The sequence below is a fragment of the Pedobacter xixiisoli genome (assembly GCF_900215335.1).
Taxonomy (GTDB): domain Bacteria; phylum Bacteroidota; class Bacteroidia; order Sphingobacteriales; family Sphingobacteriaceae; genus Pedobacter; species Pedobacter xixiisoli.
Map to the genome: position 1 here is coordinate 747935 of NZ_OCMT01000004.1, position 20894 is coordinate 768828.

General features: G+C 38.3%; 19 protein-coding genes. 14 read left to right on the forward strand and 5 right to left on the reverse strand.

Annotated features, from left to right (window positions below; genetic code table 11):
* The first annotated feature begins 32 nt into the window (after window positions 1-32).
* The 4 genes from CRO54_RS19325 to CRO54_RS19340 all read left to right on the forward strand — a co-directional run bounded on the left by CRO54_RS19325 (window position 33) and on the right by CRO54_RS19340 (window position 4807).
* Window positions 33-1724 (forward strand): protein-disulfide reductase DsbD family protein, encoded by a 1692-nt coding sequence (locus CRO54_RS19325; RefSeq protein WP_097133713.1) that lies wholly within the window; start codon window positions 33-35, stop codon window positions 1722-1724.
* The gene (pfkA, locus tag CRO54_RS19330) at window positions 1725-2708 is read left to right on the forward strand and encodes a 6-phosphofructokinase (protein WP_097133714.1); all 984 of its coding nucleotides are present in this window, start codon (window positions 1725-1727) and stop codon (window positions 2706-2708) included.
* 92 nt (window positions 2709-2800) lie between these two features.
* The gene (locus CRO54_RS19335) at window positions 2801-4339 is read left to right on the forward strand and encodes a YifB family Mg chelatase-like AAA ATPase (RefSeq protein ID WP_097133715.1); all 1539 of its coding nucleotides are present in this window, start codon (window positions 2801-2803) and stop codon (window positions 4337-4339) included.
* 168 nt (window positions 4340-4507) lie between these two features.
* Window positions 4508-4807 (forward strand): GIY-YIG nuclease family protein, encoded by a 300-nt coding sequence (locus CRO54_RS19340; RefSeq protein WP_097133716.1) that lies wholly within the window; start codon window positions 4508-4510, stop codon window positions 4805-4807.
* A 167-nt stretch (window positions 4808-4974) separates the two neighbouring features.
* Here the strand turns inward: CRO54_RS19340 and CRO54_RS19345 are convergent, their stop codons facing one another.
* From CRO54_RS19345 to CRO54_RS19355, 3 genes are all read right to left on the reverse strand, one after another.
* Window positions 4975-5202 carry a hypothetical protein gene (locus tag CRO54_RS19345; protein ID WP_097133717.1) on the reverse strand — a complete coding sequence of 76 codons (228 nt, stop codon included), beginning with the start codon at window positions 5200-5202 and terminating at the stop codon, window positions 4975-4977.
* A 3-nt stretch (window positions 5203-5205) separates the two neighbouring features.
* Window positions 5206-5481: a hypothetical protein gene (locus tag CRO54_RS19350; protein WP_097133718.1), complete on the reverse strand. Its 276-nt coding sequence runs from the start codon at window positions 5479-5481 to the stop codon at window positions 5206-5208.
* Window positions 5482-5610: 129 nt separating this feature from the next.
* Entirely contained in the window at window positions 5611-8580 is a 2970-nt protein-coding gene (locus CRO54_RS19355; protein ID WP_097133719.1) for a DEAD/DEAH box helicase, read from the reverse strand.
* 659 nt (window positions 8581-9239) lie between these two features.
* On the opposite strand from CRO54_RS19355, the gene CRO54_RS19360 reads away from it, so the two are divergent.
* The 3 genes from CRO54_RS19360 to CRO54_RS19370 all read left to right on the forward strand — a co-directional run bounded on the left by CRO54_RS19360 (window position 9240) and on the right by CRO54_RS19370 (window position 12148).
* Complete coding sequence (locus tag CRO54_RS19360; protein WP_097133720.1) at window positions 9240-9914, forward strand: GIN domain-containing protein; 675 nt, start codon at window positions 9240-9242, stop codon at window positions 9912-9914.
* 108 nt (window positions 9915-10022) lie between these two features.
* On the forward strand, window positions 10023-10604 hold the full coding sequence (locus CRO54_RS19365; protein ID WP_097133721.1) for a Crp/Fnr family transcriptional regulator: 582 nt from the start codon (window positions 10023-10025) through the stop codon (window positions 10602-10604).
* 80 nt (window positions 10605-10684) lie between these two features.
* Window positions 10685-12148, forward strand: coding sequence for an FAD-binding oxidoreductase (locus CRO54_RS19370; protein WP_097133722.1), 1464 nt, complete (start codon window positions 10685-10687; stop codon window positions 12146-12148).
* A gap of 42 nt (window positions 12149-12190) precedes the next feature.
* Here CRO54_RS19370 and amaB read toward each other — a convergent pair whose 3' ends face one another.
* Window positions 12191-13732 (reverse strand): L-piperidine-6-carboxylate dehydrogenase, encoded by a 1542-nt coding sequence (gene amaB, locus CRO54_RS19375; RefSeq protein WP_097133723.1) that lies wholly within the window; start codon window positions 13730-13732, stop codon window positions 12191-12193.
* 140 nt (window positions 13733-13872) lie between these two features.
* Window positions 13873-14334, reverse strand: coding sequence for a nuclear transport factor 2 family protein (locus tag CRO54_RS19380; RefSeq protein ID WP_097133724.1), 462 nt, complete (start codon window positions 14332-14334; stop codon window positions 13873-13875).
* A gap of 241 nt (window positions 14335-14575) precedes the next feature.
* Between CRO54_RS19380 and CRO54_RS19385 the strand changes: the two genes are divergently transcribed.
* The 7 genes from CRO54_RS19385 to CRO54_RS19415 all read left to right on the forward strand — a co-directional run bounded on the left by CRO54_RS19385 (window position 14576) and on the right by CRO54_RS19415 (window position 20768).
* Window positions 14576-15979, forward strand: a complete 1404-nt coding sequence (locus CRO54_RS19385; RefSeq protein WP_097133725.1) for a tetratricopeptide repeat protein — start codon at window positions 14576-14578, stop codon at window positions 15977-15979.
* Window positions 15980-16136: 157 nt separating this feature from the next.
* Window positions 16137-16898, forward strand: a complete 762-nt coding sequence (locus CRO54_RS19390) for a phosphosulfolactate synthase (protein WP_097133726.1) — start codon at window positions 16137-16139, stop codon at window positions 16896-16898.
* 56 nt (window positions 16899-16954) lie between these two features.
* On the forward strand, window positions 16955-17704 hold the full coding sequence (locus tag CRO54_RS19395; RefSeq protein ID WP_097133727.1) for a shikimate dehydrogenase family protein: 750 nt from the start codon (window positions 16955-16957) through the stop codon (window positions 17702-17704).
* Window positions 17705-17792: 88 nt separating this feature from the next.
* Window positions 17793-18383 (forward strand): gliding motility lipoprotein GldD, encoded by a 591-nt coding sequence (gene gldD / locus CRO54_RS19400; protein ID WP_097133728.1) that lies wholly within the window; start codon window positions 17793-17795, stop codon window positions 18381-18383.
* Between the two features lie 89 nt (window positions 18384-18472).
* Window positions 18473-19114 carry an MBL fold metallo-hydrolase gene (locus tag CRO54_RS19405; RefSeq protein ID WP_097133729.1) on the forward strand — a complete coding sequence of 214 codons (642 nt, stop codon included), beginning with the start codon at window positions 18473-18475 and terminating at the stop codon, window positions 19112-19114.
* 28 nt (window positions 19115-19142) lie between these two features.
* Window positions 19143-20378 carry an ABC transporter permease gene (locus tag CRO54_RS19410; RefSeq protein WP_097133730.1) on the forward strand — a complete coding sequence of 412 codons (1236 nt, stop codon included), beginning with the start codon at window positions 19143-19145 and terminating at the stop codon, window positions 20376-20378.
* A gap of 3 nt (window positions 20379-20381) precedes the next feature.
* Complete coding sequence (locus CRO54_RS19415; RefSeq protein ID WP_097133731.1) at window positions 20382-20768, forward strand: hypothetical protein; 387 nt, start codon at window positions 20382-20384, stop codon at window positions 20766-20768.
* Window positions 20769-20894 lie beyond the last annotated feature (126 nt).

The following is a 20894-nucleotide window of genomic DNA, read 5'->3' on the forward strand; positions in this document are numbered from 1 at the left end:
ATCACTAATTTCACGCTCCACACAACACACAAATGAAAAAACTAAACTTATTATGGGTGCTTTTAATAGCACTTTTTACCGTATTTTATGCTGATAACGGCTATGCTCAGCAATCTCAAGAAGATACCACGGCAACTGCCGATATGGGCGACATTGAGTTTACCACTATTGGTTCTAAGGAAGATAGTATTGCGAACAGTAAAATTCCAGCATCTAAAGAAGCAGCTGTAGATACTGTTAAAAATGGAACAGCGGTAACTGCTACTGCAACTCCGGCAGAACCAACTTCCCTTTGGGTAACTTTCGGATTAGGTTTGCTGGCAGGTTTAGCCGCATTCTTTTTACCTTGTATTTTTCCGATGGTGCCACTTACCGTTGGTTTTTTTACTAAACGGGCAGAAAGTAAAGCCAAAGGGATTAGAAGTGCCATTATCTATGGTTTATCTATCATCGTTATTTACGTTGGTTTAGGTATCATCATCACTTTAATTTGGGGTGCAAGCGCACTCAACCAGATTTCTACCGATGGCTTCTTCAACGTTTTCATCTTCATTATTCTATTGATATTTGGTATCTCGTTCTTAGGCGCATTTGAAATTATGTTGCCAAGTTCTATCGTAAACAAACTCGATGCAAAGTCAGATTCGAAAGGTTTAGGTGGGATATTCTTCATGGCAGCAACCTTGGCTGTAGTTTCGTTTTCTTGTACTGGACCACTAATTGGAACTTCGTTGGTAGCCATCAATACAGATTTGCTTACGCCAATTGTGGTGATGTTCGGTTTTTCACTTTCGTTAGCTTTAATCTTTACCACATTTGCCATCTTCCCAAGCTTAATGACTGGCTTGCCTAAATCTGGAGGTTGGTTGAACTCGATCAAAGTAGTTTTGGGTTTTTTGGAGTTAGGCTTATCACTGAAATTCCTTTCTACTGCAGATTTGGCTTACCATTGGGGTATTTTAGATAGAGAGATTTTTCTAGCTATTTGGATTGTATTGGCCATTCTTTTAGGGGTTTACTTATTAGGAAAAATCAAATTCTCTCACGATAGTGATTTGCCTTACGTTTCTGTACCAAGGTTTTTTGTAGCAGTTGCAAGTTTTGTTTTTGCAGTTTACTTAATCCCAGGCTTATGGGGAGCACCTTTAAAAGCAGTAAGTGCATTGGTACCGCCTTTGGCTACTCAAGATTTTGTAATAGGAGAGGGTAGCGGAACGGGTACGGCTTCGCATAGTGATAACTCTGGAAAGAAAAAGAAATATGCCGATTTTCTTCATATCCCCCATGGAATAGATGGCTATTTCGATTACGAAGAAGCTCTAGCTTATGCCAAAGAAGTAAAAAAGCCATTATTTTTAGACTTTACCGGTCACGGATGTGTGAACTGTAGAGAAATGGAAGCACGTGTTTGGTCTGATAAACGAGTGTTAAAAAAATTGAAAGAAGATTACATCGTAGTCTCGCTTTATACTGACGATAAGACGGCTTTGCCAGAGGCAGAACAATTTTATTCGCAAATCTTGAAAACTCAAGTGAACACGGTTGGAAAAAAATTCCAACATTTGCAGGCAGAAAGATTTGGTACCATTGCGCAGCCTTACTATGTGCTGCTTGATACCGAAGAAAAAGAACTGGTTTCTCCGCCGATAGGTGTTGAATTTAATATAGATGCATATTTGGGCTATCTTGATAAGGGATTAACTGAATTTGCTAACAAAAAATAAATGAGCAAAATACAAAATATAGGTGTGCTAACTTCTGGGGGCGATTCTCCAGGAATGAATGCCGCAATTAGAGCTGTTGTTAGAGGTAGTTTATACTACAAGTTGAAAGTTACGGGGGTTTTAAGAGGGTATGATGGTTTAATCAATGCTGATTTTATTCCGATGGATGGTAAATCTGTTGCGAATATTATTCAACGTGGTGGAACTATTTTAAAAACTGCCCGTTGCGACGATTTTAGAAGTAAGGAAGGAAGAGCTAAAGCCTATAAAAACTTAGTTGAGAGCAATATAGATGCTTTAGTAGTAATTGGCGGAGACGGAACTTTTACTGGTGCAGACGTATTCTCGCAAGAGTATGATTTTCCCATTATTGGTTTACCGGGAACTATTGACAACGATTTAGAAGGTACCGATTTAACCATTGGTTACGATACTGCGATTAATACGGTAGTAAATGCTGTAGATAAGATTAGAGATACGGCAGAATCTCACGATAGGCTTTTCATTGTAGAGGTGATGGGTCGAGATTCGGGCATGATTGCTTTAAGAAGTGGTATTGGCGTAGGAGCTGAAGCTATTCTTATCCCAGAAGCAAAGACTGGAATTGAAGATTTAATACACCGTGTAGAGCACGGACGTAAAGACAAAGCATCGAAAATTATTGTGGTAGCCGAAGGCGATGAAGCTGGTGGTGCTTACAATGTTGGGGAGGCTTTAAAAGCAAATTTCCCTCACCACGATATTAGGGTTTCGGTGTTGGGACACATCCAACGTGGTGGAAGTCCTTCTTGTGCAGATAGAGTATTGGCAAGTCGTTTAGGTGTTGCCGCTGTAGAAGCTTTGCTAGAAGGAAAGTCGAAAGTAATGGTTGGACAAATCAATAAAGAGATTGTATTTACGCCATTTTCTAAGGCGATTAAACATATCGATGCGACGCAAGTTACACCAGCTTGGTTGAAATTGGCAGAGATTTTATCACTATAAGGAATAATCGTTAGGTATAAAGCCAGTGTTAACCGCACTGGCTTTTTTGTTGTCTGTAAATTTCATACCTTGAAATTGAAAAACATCTATCTATGCTTGTAAAAACTTATGGAAGTGCCGTTTACGGGGTAGACGCTATTACCATTACCATTGAAGTGAACGTTGGGGCTGGCAGCAAATATTATATGGTAGGCTTACCTGATAATGCTGTGAAAGAAAGTCTTCATCGAGTAGAAAGCGCTATCCGTGTTGCTGGATACCACATGCCTCGTCAAAAAATATTGGTCAATTTAGCACCCGCTGATATTAGGAAAGAAGGTTCTGCCTACGATTTGCCTATTGCTATTGGTGTTTTGGCCGCTTCTGGTCAGATAGATGGCACAAAACTGGAAAAGTATGTGATTATGGGCGAGCTATCGCTTGATGGCGGCTTGCAGAGTATTAAAGGTGCTTTACCTATTGCCATACAGGCTAGAAAAGAGGGCTTTGAAGGATTGATTTTGCCGAATGTAAATTCGAGGGAAGCCGCCATTGTAAATGATGTAGATGTTTATGGAATGGAGAGTTTGCTGGATGTCATCCACTTTTTTACTGGAAAGGAACAGCCGCAACCCATTAAAGTAGATACTCGCGAAGAATTCTATAAACAAATTAATAGCTACGAACAGGATTTTTCTGATGTGAAAGGACAGGAGAATATTAAGAGGGCGTTGGAGATTGCAGCAGCTGGTGGTCACAATGTGATTTTAATTGGCCCACCAGGTGCAGGTAAGACCATGCTGGCGAAAAGATTGCCTACTATTTTGCCGCCGTTGAATTTACATGAAGCTTTAGAAAGCACTAAAATCTATTCTGTGGCTGGTCGCTTAACGGCAAGTAATGCCTTAATGACAGAACGACCTTACAGAGACCCTCACCATACCATTTCGGATGTAGCGCTCGTTGGTGGTGGAATGAATCCGCAACCTGGGGAAATTTCTTTAGCCCATAATGGCGTTTTGTTTTTGGATGAACTCCCAGAGTTTAAGCGTACTGTACTGGAAGTGATGCGTCAGCCTTTGGAAGACAGAAAGGTTACCATTTCTAGGGCTCGGTTTTCGGTGGAATATCCAGCGAGTTTTATGCTGGTAGCTTCTATGAATCCCTGTCCATGTGGCTTTTATAACCACCCAGAAAAGGAATGCGTTTGCGGTCCAGGCGTAGTGCAAAAATACCTCAGCAAAATCTCGGGACCATTATTAGATAGAATTGATTTACACGTAGAAGTTACGCCTGTTAATTTCTCGGAATTGTCGTCGTCTCGTCCTGCGGAAAAAAGCAATCTGATTAGAGACAGAGTGATTAAAGCAAGGGAAATACAAGATCAACGCTTTGTGGAAATGGATGGTGTGCATTCGAATGCGCAAATGAGTGCCAATATGGTAAGAAAAATCTGTGAAATTGATGAAGTTGGTAGGGGCTTGATTAAACAGGCAATGGAAAAGTTAGGTTTGTCTGCCCGTGCTTACGATCGTATTTTGAAAGTATCCCGCACCATCGCAGATTTAGCAGGCAGCGATAAAATAGAAATTGAGCATTTGGCAGAGGCCATTCATTATAGAAGTTTGGATAGAGAAAGCTGGGCAGGGTAGTCTTTCGTATATCGAATATGTAATTAGGCGTTTCGTCATTTCGACCTTGTGGAGAATTGCAAATCAGCGAAGCTAAATCTTTTAAGGTGGGTTGGGAATGTTCAAAGATCTCTCCGCTACGGTCGAGATGACGGCAGAATAACTGAACAGTCAAATAATATAAATTAAATGGAAAGAGGCGGTTGTATCTACATTATGACTAATTATCAAAGAAGCACCTTGTATATAGGCGTAACTTCAGATTTAAGAAGTAGGATATGTGAACATCTGACGAAGTTTTATCCCAATTCTTTCACTGCTAAATATGAGCTGACAATTTGTGTCTATTTCGAAATACATCTTACAATAGAAGAAGCAATTGCTAGGGAGAAACAGCTGAAAAAGTGGAACAGAGCGAAAAAAGAGATTTTAATTAATAGGTCTAATAAAGAATGGAAAGATTTAAGTCCAGAAATAATGGAGTGGTAATTTTGATTTCCTAGACGTGTCGTCATTTCGACCTTGTGGAGAAATCTTTGAGGTTGGTTGGGAATGTTCAAATATCTCTCTCCCGAAGATTCGGGACTGCGCTTCAGTTGAGATGACGATTGATTTTATGCTTCATTGCCGTCGGTTTAAACCGACGGCAATGAAACCTATGAGGTCATATATTTTTCGATAATGGCACCAAAATCCTCTACTTCATCATTTTCTTCAATTACTGGCTCATCAGTTTTGTAATCAATACGCACCCATTTTTTGCCATTTAGCTTGGTAATCAATAGATATTCTTCTTCCATCTTGAAAATGGTGAAGGTGTTATCTTCTTCGGGGACTATTTCGTAAACTAAGCCACGAAGTTTAAAGTGAAAAGACTCTTCCATAGATTAATACTCCTCGTCGCTTTGGTCGCTCTCGTCGTTCTCTTCGTCTTCTTCAGGTTCTTCCTTGTAAGCTTCAATTAGCTTTCCTAAAGCATTCACTTCTTCGTCCGATTCAAATACAGGTGTGCCAGTTTCACCGTCAAATTTAATCCATTGCTCTCCATCATCTTTTTGGATTTGCAAATATTCTTTACCGTCTTTGTAAATGGTGTAAGTTTCTTCCCCCTCTGGGAAAACAGCGTAATTGATGTTGTTAAGTTCTAAATCGAAAGGCTGCATAATAAGTTAAAAGTTTAAAGTAAAAAATTGTAGATGTTTAAACATAGCGTTTTGTCAGGCTGAGCTTGTCGAAGCCTTTGCGAAACATTTCGAAAAGCTCAATGTGACACGGACCCTGCTTCTTTGGGTTTACGCCAAAAGGTCTCTAATATCATCTTTACTTAATGATTTAAAGAAGCTTTCTTCCGTAGTAATTAACGAGCTTGCTAGTGATTTCTTGCGACGCTGCAAGGCCAAAATTTTCTCTTCTACGGTGTCTTTTGAAATGAACTTGTAAATGAATACTTTTTTGTCCTGACCAATTCTATGCGTACGGTCAATGGCTTGTTGCTCAATAGCTGGGTTCCACCAAGGGTCTAGGATAAATACATAATCGGCTTGGGTTAAGTTTAAGCCCACACCACCCGCTTTTATGGAGATTAAGAAAACCTTTAAATCTTCATTCTGTTGGAAATCTGCTACGATTTCTCCTCTGTTTCTAGTGCCGCCATCTAAATAAGCATAGCTGATTTGCTCCTTTTCCAGATGCTTTCTAAAGATATCCAAGTGTTTCACGAATTGAGAGAAAATCAAGACTTTGTGCCCACCTTTCAAAACGTTGTCCAGCGTATGCATCACATTTTCGAACTTGCCAGAATCCGAAGTATATTCATTGTCAATCATAACAGGGTGGTTAGCCAACTGGCGTAAAGCGGTTAATCCCTGCAAAATCTGGATTTGTTTTTTGGCGTAAGTGCCATTGTCCATGCTGCTTAACAAATCGTTGCGATAAGCCGATTTCGTTTTTTCGTAATAAGCCGCTTGGTCTTCGCTCATATCGCAATAGAAAATATGTTCCGTTTTAGGAGGTAGCTCCGAGGCAACTTGCTCTTTTGTTCTACGTAAAACAAAAGGTTTGATGATAGCCTGTAGCTTCTTCGCTTTATCTTCGTCCTTGCGTTTTTCGATGGCTTGTACATACTCCTCGTTAAAGAAAGCTTGCGTACCCAATAAGCCTGGATTAAGAAAGGTTAACTGCGTCCATAAGTCACTAACCGAGTTTTCTATTGGCGTACCGCTCAGTACCAATTTGTGCCTCGATTTCAGCATTCTCACCGCCTTGAACGACTTAGAAGAAGGATTTTTGATGTTCTGACTTTCATCGAGAATGATGTAGTTGAAATAAAATCCCTGCAATACATCAGCATCTACGCGGGTTACACCGTAAGTGGTAATCACTACGTCGTACTTGTCAAAAGTAGCGACATCCTTATTCCTGTTGGTACCAGTATGCGAAAGAATTTTTAAGGACGGCGTAAATTTCTTTGCTTCGTTAATCCAGTTGTAAATTAGAGAAGTAGGCATAATAATTAACGAAGTGCTGTGGCTGTTCTGTTGTACATCCTCTTCCTTCATCTTTTGCAGCATGGCTAAGGTTTGGATGGTTTTACCCAAACCCATATCGTCTGCCAAGCAACCTCCAAAGTTATATTCACGTAAAAAACTGAACCAATTGTAGCCCGCTTTTTGGTAATGACGTAAGTCACCTTTGAAATTTACAGGCATCGAAAAATCATCGATTTGCTCAAAATCGTTCAACTTTTGCAATTTGCGATCTAGCGTGACATTGGCAATGCTGTCTTCGGCCAAATCGTTAATTAAACCGATATGGTATTTTTTCAACTTCAATTGCTTGCCCCCATCAGCTAAGCTAAATAGGCTGCTGTATTGCGTAAACCACTTTTCAGGGATAACGGCAATATCGCCATCTGGCAAAACGAATTCCCTTTTTTTATGAAGGATATGCTGTTTCAGTGAAATGAACGGAATAGGATGAATGCCAAAATAAACGATGGCGTTGATATCAAACCAATCATTGTCTTCTTTGATTTCGAAATCAATTTTATTGCTGCCAAGTACAAAACGCTTGGCACTGTTGGCTTGCTCCACTTCAAAACCATGCTCCTTTAAAACATCAATATGCTCATTTACCCAACTAATGATGGCATAAGAAGCATCGTGGTTTTCGTTTAAAATAGGTAGTTCTAAATGATGGAAAAGCGCACTCACTTTTTTTAAGCCTAAGCCTGTTAAGAAGTTGAATTGCTGTTTCTCCCAATCAATATTTCTTTTGATGCGATGGAAGGTATAGTTTACCGTTGCATTAGCAGTGCTAGGTTCATCGTCGATTATACTTTCTGCAAGAGCAGTATTAGCATTTTCCTTAACGCTCTCTTTAGTTAAGCGAACCGTAACCTTATGCTCGTTACCCATGGCAAACGAGTATTCACCATATTTGAAATAAAGCTGTATTTGCGAAATGCCGCCCTCCACGTAAATCACCTTGATGGCTGCCTTGGGTTCATGCTTTTCGGTTTTAATGTCGAAACCTTCTGCATAAACATGGTATTTCTCTATTAGCGGAGCTACAAACTTCTCGAAGTAAGTTTCTTCCGTCGCTTTTGGGATGGTAATGTATCTTTTGTTAAGGAAAGGCGTTAGTTTTTTACCTTCAAAATCTTGTTCGAAGAAATACATCACGTCGTTTAATAACAACCAAGCAGGCTGATTGCAAATAACTTGGGCATCTTTAAACATAAAATCAATACGCAAGCCCTGATATTTGATGGTCGGAAAATATCGAGTTTCCATTTCGTTTCTACGGAAGTGAAATAAAATCGTAGAAGCTTCGGTAGCCAGTTCCAGTTTCCTCTCGGCGGGCCAGCCGTCTTTATCCATTAAATATAAACCGCCTTTAGTTTTAAGGATTTCCAATACCTCCACCAGCTTTTTCTCCATCTTTGGTCTTACAGAATCGTAAAATTTCTGGTCGTAAAACTTGCTGAAAAACTCAAAAGGCCTAATTGCTTTTTTATAGTATTTTTTGATGATGAAATCTTGCTCGGTCTCATCCAAAATCTTGATGAGCTTAAAATCTAAATCGGTAAGGTGTTTGGCAAACTCTTGTGCCGTGTGTGTGAATAGTCTTTGGTAGGTTAACGAGAAATCGCCTTGCGGATTGAGCTGAACAATATGCGGCTCAATTAAATAGCCCAGATAATCGTGTTTGCACAATGAATACACAATCTGACATGGAGCTGAACTATTTACTCGTAACATTGATTAAAGGCTAAAACAATTAAAAGGTAAGGTGATTAAAATCTTTAAACTTACGGCAAATACTTGTTTTTTCAAAAAAAGCGTCAAACTATATTTAGCTTAATTCAGCGTATCAATAATTTTTGGAAAAGCAATGTTCCTACTACTATTTAGGTAAAGTCCCGCCATTCATTCCAAGTCCGCACTCATTACATTCGCTTGCGGGCTTTCCATTGCTGTCGGGTTTAATTAACAACCTTTGTGCAGATAAACTTTGTCAATCTTACTCGACATATCGCATATGAAGATTGACAAAGTTGAAAAAATGCCTTTGCGTTCTTTGCGCAAACTTCTAAAACCTTTGCTGTAATTCTTTTTAACGCGAAGAAAATAAAGGTGACGCGAAGAAGGCAAAGATGAGTTTTGGACGCATTGCAGGTGTTACAGCCATTAATATTGGCGTTCATTTTCTAAAAATTGAAAACCTAAGGTTAAGCTTCTTAAAAAAACGATGCCCGTTGGTCGAAAAATTACAGGCGTTGGTCTAGGGTTACATGCTCGTGGTATAAAACGGAGAAAAGCCGTGCAACGTTTTTATTTTCTCGCAGTCTTATATTCGAAAACATCCTGATAAAGGTTGACAATTAACAGAAAATCAAAAAGATAAAAATATTAAGATTATGAAAACTTCTATTAAAAATTTATTCGCAGTAGCATTAGGTTTAGTAACCATTTCTACTTCAGCATTTGCAAACGAGAGCATTAAAGACAATGTTAAAGCAAACACAAAAAACGCTTCAGCTGTAAAAAATGTAACCGTTTTAAACGAGGTGAAAAACATCAACAAAATTGTAGTATCGGGCAATGTTGAAGTGTTTGTAGTACAGGCGCCAACAGAAAGTGTAAAGGTGTACGATAGCTATTATTCAAAAAATGCTTTAGTACAGCAAAAAGATGGTGTGTTGCGCATCAGTTCTTTCGAAAAGGAGCCTTTAGCGGTAACGGTATACGTTCGTAACATTTCGTCTATCGAAGCAAGCGATAATGCAATGGTGAAAACTTACGGAAAAGTTAACTTTTTAAGCTTAGATGTGTTGTTGAAAGACAAAGCAACTGCTGATATCAATGCAAATACAGTGAATCTTTACACTTCAGTAAAAGACCAAGCAAGTTTGAAGTTGAGCGGTTCTACGGAAGAGCATTACGCTTTGATGGGTACATCAGCAAAAATGACTACCGGTAACTTTATCGCAAGTACTTCTGATGTGAAATCTATAGCTCCTAAATACATTGCACAAGCAAAGGCTGCAACTTTAGAAACGTTGCCTACAAGCGATGACCTTTTGGCAAAATAAAATCCGCTCCCTTTTACAGGGCTCTACATAAATATAAAAGGCAGTTCAATTGGTTGAGCTGCCTTTTTGTTTCTAGAAAAGTTGTTAATTTGCAGCTACCTACAAAATATGAAAAACATTAATGACTATGAACAGCTGTTTCAGGTGTTCTCCAAAATGGGCGAACTGCCTGTTTCGTTAAAAGAAGCTATTGTATCCAATAGCAAAGTTGTAAACTTTAAGAAAAACGAAAGGCTTTTAAGCGAAGGCGAAAAAAGTGACAGTATTTATTTTATTATCAGTGGTGCTGTTCGGGTTTCCTATTTGAATAAGGAGGGGATTGAAACGAATACATGGTTTTTGTTTGAAAATGAGTTGGTTATTTCGGTTTTTAGTTTTTTCACATTACAGCCTAGTTTTGAATATATCGAAACATTGGAAGATAGTACTTTCATAGTGCTAAAAAAAGATAAGCTTGACTGGCTTTATGAGCACTTTGTAGAATTTAACATCATAGGAAGACGGCTTACTGAGTTATACTATATCCGCAACGAAGCACAAGCAAATTCGCTGCGAATGTTTTCTGCAAAAGAACGTTATGAGCAGTTAATCCAACACCAGCCTAAGCTTTTAAATCGAATTTCTTTGAGCCATATCTCTTCCTATTTAGGAATAAGTAGAGAGACCTTAAGCCGTATAAGAAAAAAATAGCTACATTTTTCATTTTGTGACATTTGTCAAAAGCTGGGAGTAAATGATGTGATAGTTTTGGAGTGTAATTTTAAGAATTTATGAAAAAACGCTTTTGGAAAATCACCATCTTAATTTCAACTATTTTCATTTCCATTCCATTATTTCATCTTTTAAAAACGAAATGGAAAGAAGACGATGCTAGAATTGTAATACCAAAAGGTTATACAGATGATGCCAGTCGCTTGAATTTAACCAAAGTAGACACGATAATCAGTGTTCCGAATGGTAAAAAGGAAATTGAAATTCAGCTCAGGAATATTTTAAAATATGGAAAGGAAAATAAGCTGAAAATCTCCATTGCAGGTGCGCAACACAGTATGGGTGGACATACTATTTACCCAAATGGTATTGTATTAAATATGCTTCCGTACAAGCAAATGCAGCTAGATACTATAAATAATATATTAACCATTGGTTCGGGTGCCTTATGGGATGACGCTTTAACCTATTTAGATCAATATGGGAAATCTATAGCGGTAATGCAATCGTTCAGCTCGTTTTCGGTTGGTGGTTCTATAAGCGTAAACGGACATGGCTGGCAAAAAGCTTCGCCGCCTATTTCTTCAAGTGTTATTTCATTTACTTTGATGAAGGCAAATGGAGAAATCGTCAATTGTAGCAGAGAAGAGAATCCAGAACTCTTTCATTTGGTTGTTGGCGGTTATGGCTTGTTCGGAATTATTTTAGAGGTTAAACTGAAAGTGGTAGACAATGTAGCGTTGCAATATAAATACATCAAATTAAGTCCGGAAAATTATATCAGTCATTATAAAAAGTACGTGTCTGAAAATCCAAAAGTAAACATGGTTTATGGCAGGTTGCGTATCTCTGATAAGCATTTTTTAGAAGAAGCAACTTTAAATTTTTTCGAGAAAATTGAAGCTGAGCCCAAGCCGTTGCATGGGCAAAAAAATGTGGAAACGCAACGTTTGGTTTTTAGGGGAAGTGTGGATAGCGAATATGGAAAAAGGCTACGCTGGGATTTAGAAACAGGAGCGAACAAAGTCCTTAAGAATAGCGAATACACAAGAAATGAAGTGTTGAGCAGTGATGCTTCCCTGATTGAAAATAAAGATCATTCTGCTACAGATTTGCTTCAAGAATATTTCATCCCAGAAAGAAATTTCAATCGATATATTGAAGAAATAAAGCCAATATTAAAGCATTCTGAAATTGACTTGTTGAATATCACTATTCGAGGAGTTCATCAAGATAAGGATAGCTACTTGAGTTATGCTAGGGAAGATGTGTTTGGGTTTGTATTCTTGTTTAATCAAAAGAAAACAGTACAAGGAGAAAAGGAAATGAAAAATCTAACCAATGAACTTGTAGACGTAGCGCTAAATAATGGAGGAACTTTTTACTTGCCTTACAGGTTACACATTAACCGTGACAAAATGAGAAAGGCATATCCGCAAGCAGACAACTTCTTTAAATTGAAACTTAAGTATGACCCTGAGGAGTTATTTAGCAATAAATTTTATCAGCACTATAAATTATAGAGAAAGACTTACGAAGTTTTTAAAAACCTCGTAAGTCTTTAATTACAAATCAAACTTAATGCCTTGCGCCAATGGCAAAGTATTCGAATAATTAATCGTATTGGTTTGTCGGCGCATGTAAGCTTTCCAAGCATCGGAACCACTTTCTCTACCGCCACCAGTTTCTTTTTCGCCTCCAAAAGCACCGCCAATTTCTGCACCGGATGTACCTATGTTTACATTAGCAATACCACAATCAGAACCTTGCGCAGAAAGGAATTGCTCTGCTTCACGCAAATTTAACGTCATAATTGCAGAAGACAAACCTTGAGGAACGCCATTTTGTAAAGCAATGGCTTCTTCTAAATCGTTATACTTAATTAAGTAAAGAATTGGCGCAAAAGTCTCGTGCTGTACAATTTCGTAATGATTTTCAACTTCGGCAATGCAAGGTTTTACATAGCAACCAGAGTTGTATTCATCACCTGCTAACACACCACCTTCTACCACAAATCTGCCACCTTCTGCTTTACATTTTTCGATAGAAGCCAAATAAGCATTCACCGCATCTTTGTCAATCAGTGGACCCACATGGTTGTTTTGATCTAACGGATTTCCGATGCGTAATTGCCCGTAAGCCTTTACCAATTTGGCTTTAAAGGTTTCATAAACGCTTTCGTGGATGATTAATCTGCGTGTGCTGGTACAACGTTGTCCGGCAGTGCCTACAGCGCCAAAAACTGCTCCTATTAAAGACATTTCTAAATCCGCATCTTTTGAGATGATGATGGCATTGTTACCACCTAATTCTAAAATAGATTTTCCTAAACGATTAGCCACCTGCATCGCCACAGCTTTGCCCATTCGGGTAGAGCCCGTTGCCGAAACCAAAGGCACACGAGTATCGGCGCTTAGTAATTTTCCAATTTCGGCATCGCCTATGATTAAGTTAGAAACTCCTTCTGGAATATCGTTTGCCGCAAAAACATCTTCCGCTATACGCTGACAAGCAATGGCTGTAATTGGAGTTTTTTCTGATGGTTTCCAAACGCAAACATTACCGCACACCCAAGCCAAAGCTGCATTCCAGCTCCAAACTGCCACAGGGAAATTGAATGCGGAAATAATGCCCACAACACCTAGTGGATGCCATTGCTCATACATACGATGGTTTGGTCTTTCGCTGTGCATGGTTAAACCATACAACTGACGCGATAAACCTACCGCAAAATCGCAGATATCAATCATTTCCTGCACTTCGCCCAAACCTTCTTGCAAGCTTTTGCCCATTTCGTAAGAAACTAAAGTGCCTAGGGCGTGTTTTTGTTTCCTCAAAGCATCACCAAACTGACGTACAATTTCGCCACGTTTAGGTGCAGGAACTTTGTTCCAATATTTATAAGCTTCTTGAGCAGTGCTGATGACATGGTCATATTCTTCCAAAGATGCTGCGAAAACTGAAGATATTTTTTCTCCATCAACTGGCGACATGCTATGGATGTGCTCGCCATTTGCTGCATGGCTCCATTTGCTTCCGGTGCTATATGAAGGGTTATATCCGGCAATGCCTAATTGTGCTAAAATTGAACTGATATCTGGTTGCATAATTCTATTTTTTAACGGATGTCTACAAATCAACAAAAAATAAGAGAGAAAAGGAGTGTTTTCTAATGTTTTTTGCCACAGATGCACAGATTTTCATTTTAAGCTTTTAGTCAAAATCATCTGTGTATCTGTGGCTAATCTTAATTGCAATTTTCTTTTCTCCTTGTGTCTATTAAGTAAACGGTCTTCCATCCGTTTTCTGTCTTTACCAGTTGAAAAGAATTCACTCCGCAGTGGCTAAACCTTTTCCCAATGTAGAACTTGTAATCCGTCCACACGCTGGCTAAATTGTCATCTATCAAAATCTTGGTAAACGTAATTCTTTCGTCGTAAATTTCTGGGTGGGGCTTAGCAATGCTTGCAATGAAGGCATTCACATCCGAGCTTCTTACCACCGTACGACCTTCTTTAGTGTTGGCGATGGTTTGTAAGATAGCCCCTTGGTTAAATGCGTTCCTAACCAAAGTGCTATCAGATTTTCGCATGCCATCAAATAATTGATTAATAGTTTTTTTAATGGAACTTTCTTCTGTGTTCTGGGCATAAAGTATAGTAATTGAGAAGCAAACCAATAACGTTAATGAAATTTTTAGCTTATTCATGACTTTGATGTTACGTTTTTCAAACTAAATATATCGAAATTTGTATTTAATGAAGAAAGGCCCCTGCCAAGCGGTCGCTAATGCAATCACACGCTAACTCTCCTAATTCTTTTATTTATAAACATTTGAGTAGCATATTGTGTGTATGTTGATAATTTTTTGGTGACCTTGTTTAATAATTAACGTAAACTTATAGTGTATTACCAAGCAATAGGGCCTGTTCTTTTAAATATTCAAAAACATGGAAGAAGAATTTGAATTTGATTTTAATGAAGATGCGCAACACTCTGTAGAACGTTATGAAGAGATGATCCGTAATGAGGATCAGTACTTTTTTGATGCGCAGGCTTTTGAATATATCATAGATAATTATATAGAAAAGAACGATCCAGCAAAGGCATTGGAGGTAATTGATTTTGCCCTTAACCAACATCCTTATGCTGCTGTTTTCTTAATTAAGCAAGCTCAACTGTTGTTGTTTACCAATGAGGTTGACAGGGCATTTGCTGCGCTGGAAAAGGCGGAAATGTTAGAGGCTTCGGAAGCAGATATTTATATTCTGAGAGGTAATATCTATCAGAACATGGACCGCCATGCAGAAGCGTTGGAGAATTACGAAAAGGCGCTGACCTTGGCAGAAACCACCGATGAAATACTTTTGCAAATAGCATATGTGTATCAGAATATGCACGATTATGAAAATGCAATTGTTTACATCAAGCGTAGCTTAGAACAAAATATGGAAAACAAAGACGGCCTTTATGAGCTTGCTTTTTGTTACGATATTTTAGATAAGCAGGAAGAAAGTATACAGTTTTACCAAGAATACATTGATAGCGACCCTTATTCTTATGCTGCGTGGTATAATTTGGCAAATTCTTTCCATAAGCTAGAGCTTTACGAAAAATCAATAGATGCCTATGATTACGCCATCCTGATTAAGGAGAATTTTTCTTCTGCTTATTTTAACAAAGGAAATGCATTGGTACAGTTAGATAAGTACGAAGAAGCCATTGAAGTTTACAAACAAACTTTTGAGTACGAACCACCTAATGCAGATACGTATTGTGCCATTGGCGAATGCTACGAGAAGTTAGAGCAAATGGGCGAAGCTAGGTCTTATTACAAGAAATCTGTAAAAATGGACCCGAAGATGGCCGATGCTTGGTTTGGGATTGGTGTTACTTTAAACTCTGAAGAACGTTATTTTGAGTCGTTGCATTTTTATAAAAAAGCTTTAGACCTTGATAATGAAAACGCAGATTTCTGGTTCGCAATGGCTGATGCCTATTATAAACTGGGACAGATTGACGAATCGATTGAAGCTTACTACAAAGTGCTGGAGTTTAATCCGGTAGATGTGGAGGCTTGGTTAGATTTTTCGACTGTTTTGTACGAGCAAGGTCGTTTGGTAGAAGCTTCAGAAACCATGCTTGATGCAATTAAGAACAATCCAGATGCTGCGGAACTCTATTACCGAATGGTAGCTTATATGTTTGCCTTGGGTAAATTACAGGAAGGAGTAGAATACCTGCAAACTGCTTTGCAAATAGATTCAGACAAGCATTACATCTTATTCGAATATTTGCCACAACTGCAAAATAATAGCACTATTGTAGCAATAATTAGCAATTACATTAAATAACCTAAACTTAACCTTAGTGGGTGCTTTAAAAAAAGGCAGAGTTTTTTAACTTTGCAGCCAATATAAACTGTTTTGGACGAGCTGATAATTAATAGATAGAACTATCAATTTATTCAAAAAAGGTCCATCTTTTGATGGAGGCACAATAACGAAATAGATGAATTATACTTTACACAACATTCCTGAACGTACAGAAAAGCCACGCCAAAAGGGATTAACCATGGTAATGGACAAAGGCTTAAGTTTAAGGCAGGTTGAAGATTTCTTAGAAGTTTCCGGTACGCATACAGATATTGTGAAACTAGGCTGGGCTACCTCGTATGTAACGCCAAATTTAAAAGAGAAATTAGCTTTGTACCGTAGTGCTGGTATTCCAGTTTATTTTGGAGGTACTTTGTTCGAAGCATTTGCGATCAGAAATCAGTTTGAAGATTACCAAAGAGTATTAGATGAATTTGGAATGGAATATGCCGAAGTTTCTGATGGCTCGATGGATATTGTTCACGAAGAAAAGTGCGAGTATATTGCTAAATTGGCTAAACAAGTAACCGTAATCTCTGAAGTTGGTTCTAAGGACGCAACTAAGATTTTTGCACCATATAAGTGGATTCAATTAATGAAGGCCGAAATTGAAGCTGGTTCTTGGAAGGTTATTGCCGAAGCTAGAGAAGGTGGAAACGTAGGTATTTATCGTGGTACGGGAGAGGTAAGAGAAGGATTAGTGGATGAGATTTTGACTCAAATACCCGACGAGCGTATCATTTGGGAAGCTCCACAAAAAGAACAACAAGTATGGTTCATCAAGTTAATTGGTACTAACGTAAACTTGGGCAATATTGCCCCTGCAGAAGTAATACCTTTAGAAACTATTCGTCTTGGTTTGCGTGGCGATACTTTTGACTATTTTTTGAACAAATAATAACCGATATTTTAACAATCCATGCTAATTAGTGTGGATTGTTGTGCTTTTACGATATGAGAACTTTTGGCTTAATTGGCTACCCTCTTTCTGCGTCTTTTTCTAAGCAATTTTTTGCTGATAAATTCAAGGCAGAAGGTATTGAAGATTGCAAATATGAACTTCACCCTATTCCTCAGGCTAAAGAATTACTAGATTTAATTGAGGCCGACCCATTGCTATGTGGCATTAATGTAACTATTCCACATAAGGTGAGTGTGTTGCCTTTTTTAACCGAACTAGATGATGCTTCTGAGAAAATTGGAGCGGTAAATTGTATCGCCATAGACCAATCGGGGGAAAAACCGTATCTGAAAGGGTACAATACAGACGTTTACGGTTTCGAAGAATCATTGAAACCTTTGTTGAAACCTCATCATACCAAAGCGTTGATTTTTGGAGATGGTGGCGCTGCAAAAGCGGTAAAATATGTATTCAATCAGTTAGGTATCCCATTTATTTCTGTAGTTAGAAATGCACAGCCAGACGCGGTTTTATATTCTAGTGTTACTAAAGAAGTATTGGACGAATACACCATTTTGGTAAATACTACTCCATTGGGGATGTTTCCAAATGTAGATTCGTTTCCGCCAATTCCTTACCAACATTTAAGCGAAAAGCATTTAGCTTATGATTTGGTTTATAATCCAGAAGAAACAGCTTTTTTAACTAGGGTAAAAGAACAAGGTGGAACCATTAAAAACGGTTTGGAAATGCTACATTTACAAGCAGAGCGTTCTTGGGATATTTGGAACGAACAAATTTGATAATTAGCAGATGCGATGATTTGATAATGTAATTGACTAGTATTTCAAGCGTTATCACGTTATCAAATTCTCACATCACCACATCATTATGAGTTTATCAATTCGATTTTTTTTGCTGATATTGTTTGCAGCTGTATTAACCGCATGCAATAATGAAAAGGTATCAACGCCTAAGCCGAAGGGATATTTTCGTATCAATTTTCCAGAAAAAAAGTATCAGGTTTTTAACGAGGGCTGCGCTTATAGTTTTAGCTATCCAACTTATGCGAAACTTACCGATGATACAGATAAAAATGCTGCACCTTGCTGGAAGAATTTAGACTTCACGCAGTTTAATGGAACTTTGCACATCACTTATTACGATATTTTTTCTCCTAAAACCTATAATGAGATGACGGAGAATGCTCGTACTTTGGCAATGAAACATACCATTAAGGCAGATGCTATCGACCAACGTATGATCAACTATCCCGATAAAAAAGTGTATGGCGTTTATTATAGCATCGCTGGAAATACGGCCTCTTCAGTTCAGTTTTTCTTAACCGATAGTGCCAACCATTACCTACGTGGAGCACTGTATTTTAATGAACGCCCTCAATATGATTCTATTCAGCCAGTGGTTAAGTTTATCAAACAGGATATTGATAAGCTGATAGAAACGTTTCAGTGGAAGAAATAGGCCCTCTCTGCCTTCGGCATCTCTCCCCAAAGGGGCGAGAAAGCAAGAAGCAAAAAGCGTAACTCGTAAATCTAAAATCGTAATTCAAAATGATTAATCTACAAAAATTCACTTTTAATCCTTACCAAGAAAATACCTACGTTTTGTTCGATGAAACTGCAGAATGCGTAATTATTGACCCAGGAATGTACGAGGGAAGAGAGCAGAACGAATTGGTAAATTTCATTACAGAAAAAGGGCTGCAGCCAGTACTGTTACTGAATACACATTGCCACATCGACCATGTATTGGGCAATAAGTTTGTGTTTGATCAATGGGGGTTGAAGCCTCAATTTCATAAAGGCGAGCTGCCATTGTTGCATCGAGTAGTGAGTTATGCCCCACAAATGGGTTTCCAATATGAAGTTTCACCAGAGCCAGAAGTGTTTTTGGAAGAAACTGGTACCGTATCATTTGGTAACAGCGAGTTGGAGTTGGTATTTGCACCTGGTCATTCTCCGGCGCACTTGTGTTTTTATGCAAAGGCAGAGAATTTCTTAATCGGAGGTGATGTTTTGTTTTTCCGTAGCATTGGCCGTACAGATTTGCCAGGTGGCAACCATCAGCAATTAATAGAAAGCATCAAAACTAATGTTTTTGTATTGCCAGATGACTGCGAAGTTTTTCCTGGGCATGGCCCAAGTACTACCATTGGTTATGAGAAAGTAAATAACCCATTTTTGGTGGGCTAAGCATACACCTTTTCCCTATCTTTACAACATGAACACCGCCTTTTACATAGCTCGTAGGTATCTCTTCGCTAAGAAGTCTACCAATGCTATCAACATCATATCAGCAATTTCGATGTTGGGTGTAATGGTAGGTAGTGCCGCATTAATTATCATCCTTTCCGTTTTTAATGGGTTTGAGGATATGGTGCTGAAAATTTTTAATAGCATTACACCACAAATTGTTATTGCTCCTGCACAAGGCAAAACTTTCGATCCAAATACGGTTTATTTTAACCAATTAAAGAAGAGCGAAAAGGTATATTCTCTTACCGAAGTTTTGGCAGAAAATGCATTGGTAAGATACGGTTCTAAACAAACACCTGCGGTAGTAAAAGGAGTAAGCAGCGATTTCTTGAAGAACAAGAACTTGGATACCATTATGGTAGACGGTACTTTTGTTTTGGAAAATAGAATCGGTCAACCGCAGGCTGTAGTTGGGTCAGCTTTGCAGGCATTTTTAGATACTAATCCCGCCGATCCTTTTGAACAATTGCAGATTTATTCTCCAAAGAAAGGAGCCACAGGCAACGCTGTTAATCCGATGGATGATTTTACCATGCTGAGTATATCTCCTGCCGGAATATTCGAAATACAGCAAGATTTTGATAACCTCCTCATTGTGCCGCTAAGTTTTGCAAGAGAATTACTGGGCGAGGCTAAAAATTTATCTGCTATCGAAATTAATGTACAGCCAGACGTAGATGCCGAAGCTTTTAAAAAACAGGTGTCCGAAGATTTGGGCAGTAACTATGTAGTAAAAAACAGAATTGAACAAAATCAGGCCTTGTACAATGTATTAGGTTCAGAAAAATGGATGGTCTACATTATCCTTACTTTTATTTTGATTATTGCAATTTTTAATATCATCGGTTCGTTAACCATGTTAGTCATCGATAAGCAAAAAGATATATCGGTGCTGAGCAGTTTGGGAGCAGGAAAGCGATTAATTAGAAGAATTTTTTTAGCCGAAGGGATGATGATAACACTTACAGGTTGTATCTTTGGCATAGTAATCGGATTGATTTTTTGCCTGCTTCAACAACATTTTGGGTGGGTAAAAATGGGCGACGCAAATTTCATGCTCTCTAATGCTTACCCAATCGCTCTAAAGTGGAAAGATTTTGTGTTGGTATTTGTTACTGTTAGCTTTTTTTCTTTTATAGCTGCAGGTTTGGCATCAAATTTAAGTGTTAAAAAGATAGATCGTATTAATCAAGATCTTTAGCCTATGTGTAGTCGTAATAAATTAGTTTGTGGAGTGTTGTTAGCGGTAAGTTTCTTGTGGGCTTGTAATAATAATAATAAGGACGCTGGACAGGAAAAAGATAAATCTATTACCTTAAAAGGACTGTATAGCTTCGGACCAGAAGTGAAATCTTTTACCGACTGTGATGAAGGCCGCGAGTATTGGGTGGCAGACAGTGCTAAAAATCTAGAATTACAGTATGCAAATTTAGGTTTCGAAAAGCCTTATACACCAGTCTATATTGAGGTAGAAGCACATTTGGTAAAGTCTGATACTTCTACCGTAACAGGTGGCTACGATTCTACAATGGTAGTAACCAAAGTGCTTAAAGTACTTAAAGATATTCCAGAAGGGCCTTGTAATCAGTAGGTAGTTTACAGTTGCCAGTTTTTGTAAATTCACAATTTTTCGAAAATCAGTAATACTGGTACTATTAAAAATCAGCCCCGTTTTACGTTATAATATTTTTTGGGTGCTCTTTCCGTCATTTCGAAT

Coding starts and splice junctions, on each gene's coding strand:
- CRO54_RS19325 (WP_097133713.1), top strand. CDS start 33: ATGAAAAAACTAAACTTATTATGGGTGCTTTTAATAGCACTTTTTACC.
- pfkA (WP_097133714.1), top strand. CDS start 1,725: ATGAGCAAAATACAAAATATAGGTGTGCTAACTTCTGGGGGCGATTCT.
- CRO54_RS19335 (WP_097133715.1), top strand. CDS start 2,801: ATGCTTGTAAAAACTTATGGAAGTGCCGTTTACGGGGTAGACGCTATT.
- CRO54_RS19340 (WP_097133716.1), top strand. CDS start 4,508: ATGGAAAGAGGCGGTTGTATCTACATTATGACTAATTATCAAAGAAGC.
- CRO54_RS19345 (WP_097133717.1), bottom strand. CDS start 5,202: ATGGAAGAGTCTTTTCACTTTAAACTTCGTGGCTTAGTTTACGAAATA.
- CRO54_RS19350 (WP_097133718.1), bottom strand. CDS start 5,481: ATGCAGCCTTTCGATTTAGAACTTAACAACATCAATTACGCTGTTTTC.
- CRO54_RS19355 (WP_097133719.1), bottom strand. CDS start 8,580: ATGTTACGAGTAAATAGTTCAGCTCCATGTCAGATTGTGTATTCATTG.
- CRO54_RS19360 (WP_097133720.1), top strand. CDS start 9,240: ATGAAAACTTCTATTAAAAATTTATTCGCAGTAGCATTAGGTTTAGTA.
- CRO54_RS19365 (WP_097133721.1), top strand. CDS start 10,023: ATGAAAAACATTAATGACTATGAACAGCTGTTTCAGGTGTTCTCCAAA.
- CRO54_RS19370 (WP_097133722.1), top strand. CDS start 10,685: ATGAAAAAACGCTTTTGGAAAATCACCATCTTAATTTCAACTATTTTC.
- amaB (WP_097133723.1), bottom strand. CDS start 13,732: ATGCAACCAGATATCAGTTCAATTTTAGCACAATTAGGCATTGCCGGA.
- CRO54_RS19380 (WP_097133724.1), bottom strand. CDS start 14,334: ATGAATAAGCTAAAAATTTCATTAACGTTATTGGTTTGCTTCTCAATT.
- CRO54_RS19385 (WP_097133725.1), top strand. CDS start 14,576: ATGGAAGAAGAATTTGAATTTGATTTTAATGAAGATGCGCAACACTCT.
- CRO54_RS19390 (WP_097133726.1), top strand. CDS start 16,137: ATGAATTATACTTTACACAACATTCCTGAACGTACAGAAAAGCCACGC.
- CRO54_RS19395 (WP_097133727.1), top strand. CDS start 16,955: ATGAGAACTTTTGGCTTAATTGGCTACCCTCTTTCTGCGTCTTTTTCT.
- gldD (WP_097133728.1), top strand. CDS start 17,793: ATGAGTTTATCAATTCGATTTTTTTTGCTGATATTGTTTGCAGCTGTA.
- CRO54_RS19405 (WP_097133729.1), top strand. CDS start 18,473: ATGATTAATCTACAAAAATTCACTTTTAATCCTTACCAAGAAAATACC.
- CRO54_RS19410 (WP_097133730.1), top strand. CDS start 19,143: ATGAACACCGCCTTTTACATAGCTCGTAGGTATCTCTTCGCTAAGAAG.
- CRO54_RS19415 (WP_097133731.1), top strand. CDS start 20,382: ATGTGTAGTCGTAATAAATTAGTTTGTGGAGTGTTGTTAGCGGTAAGT.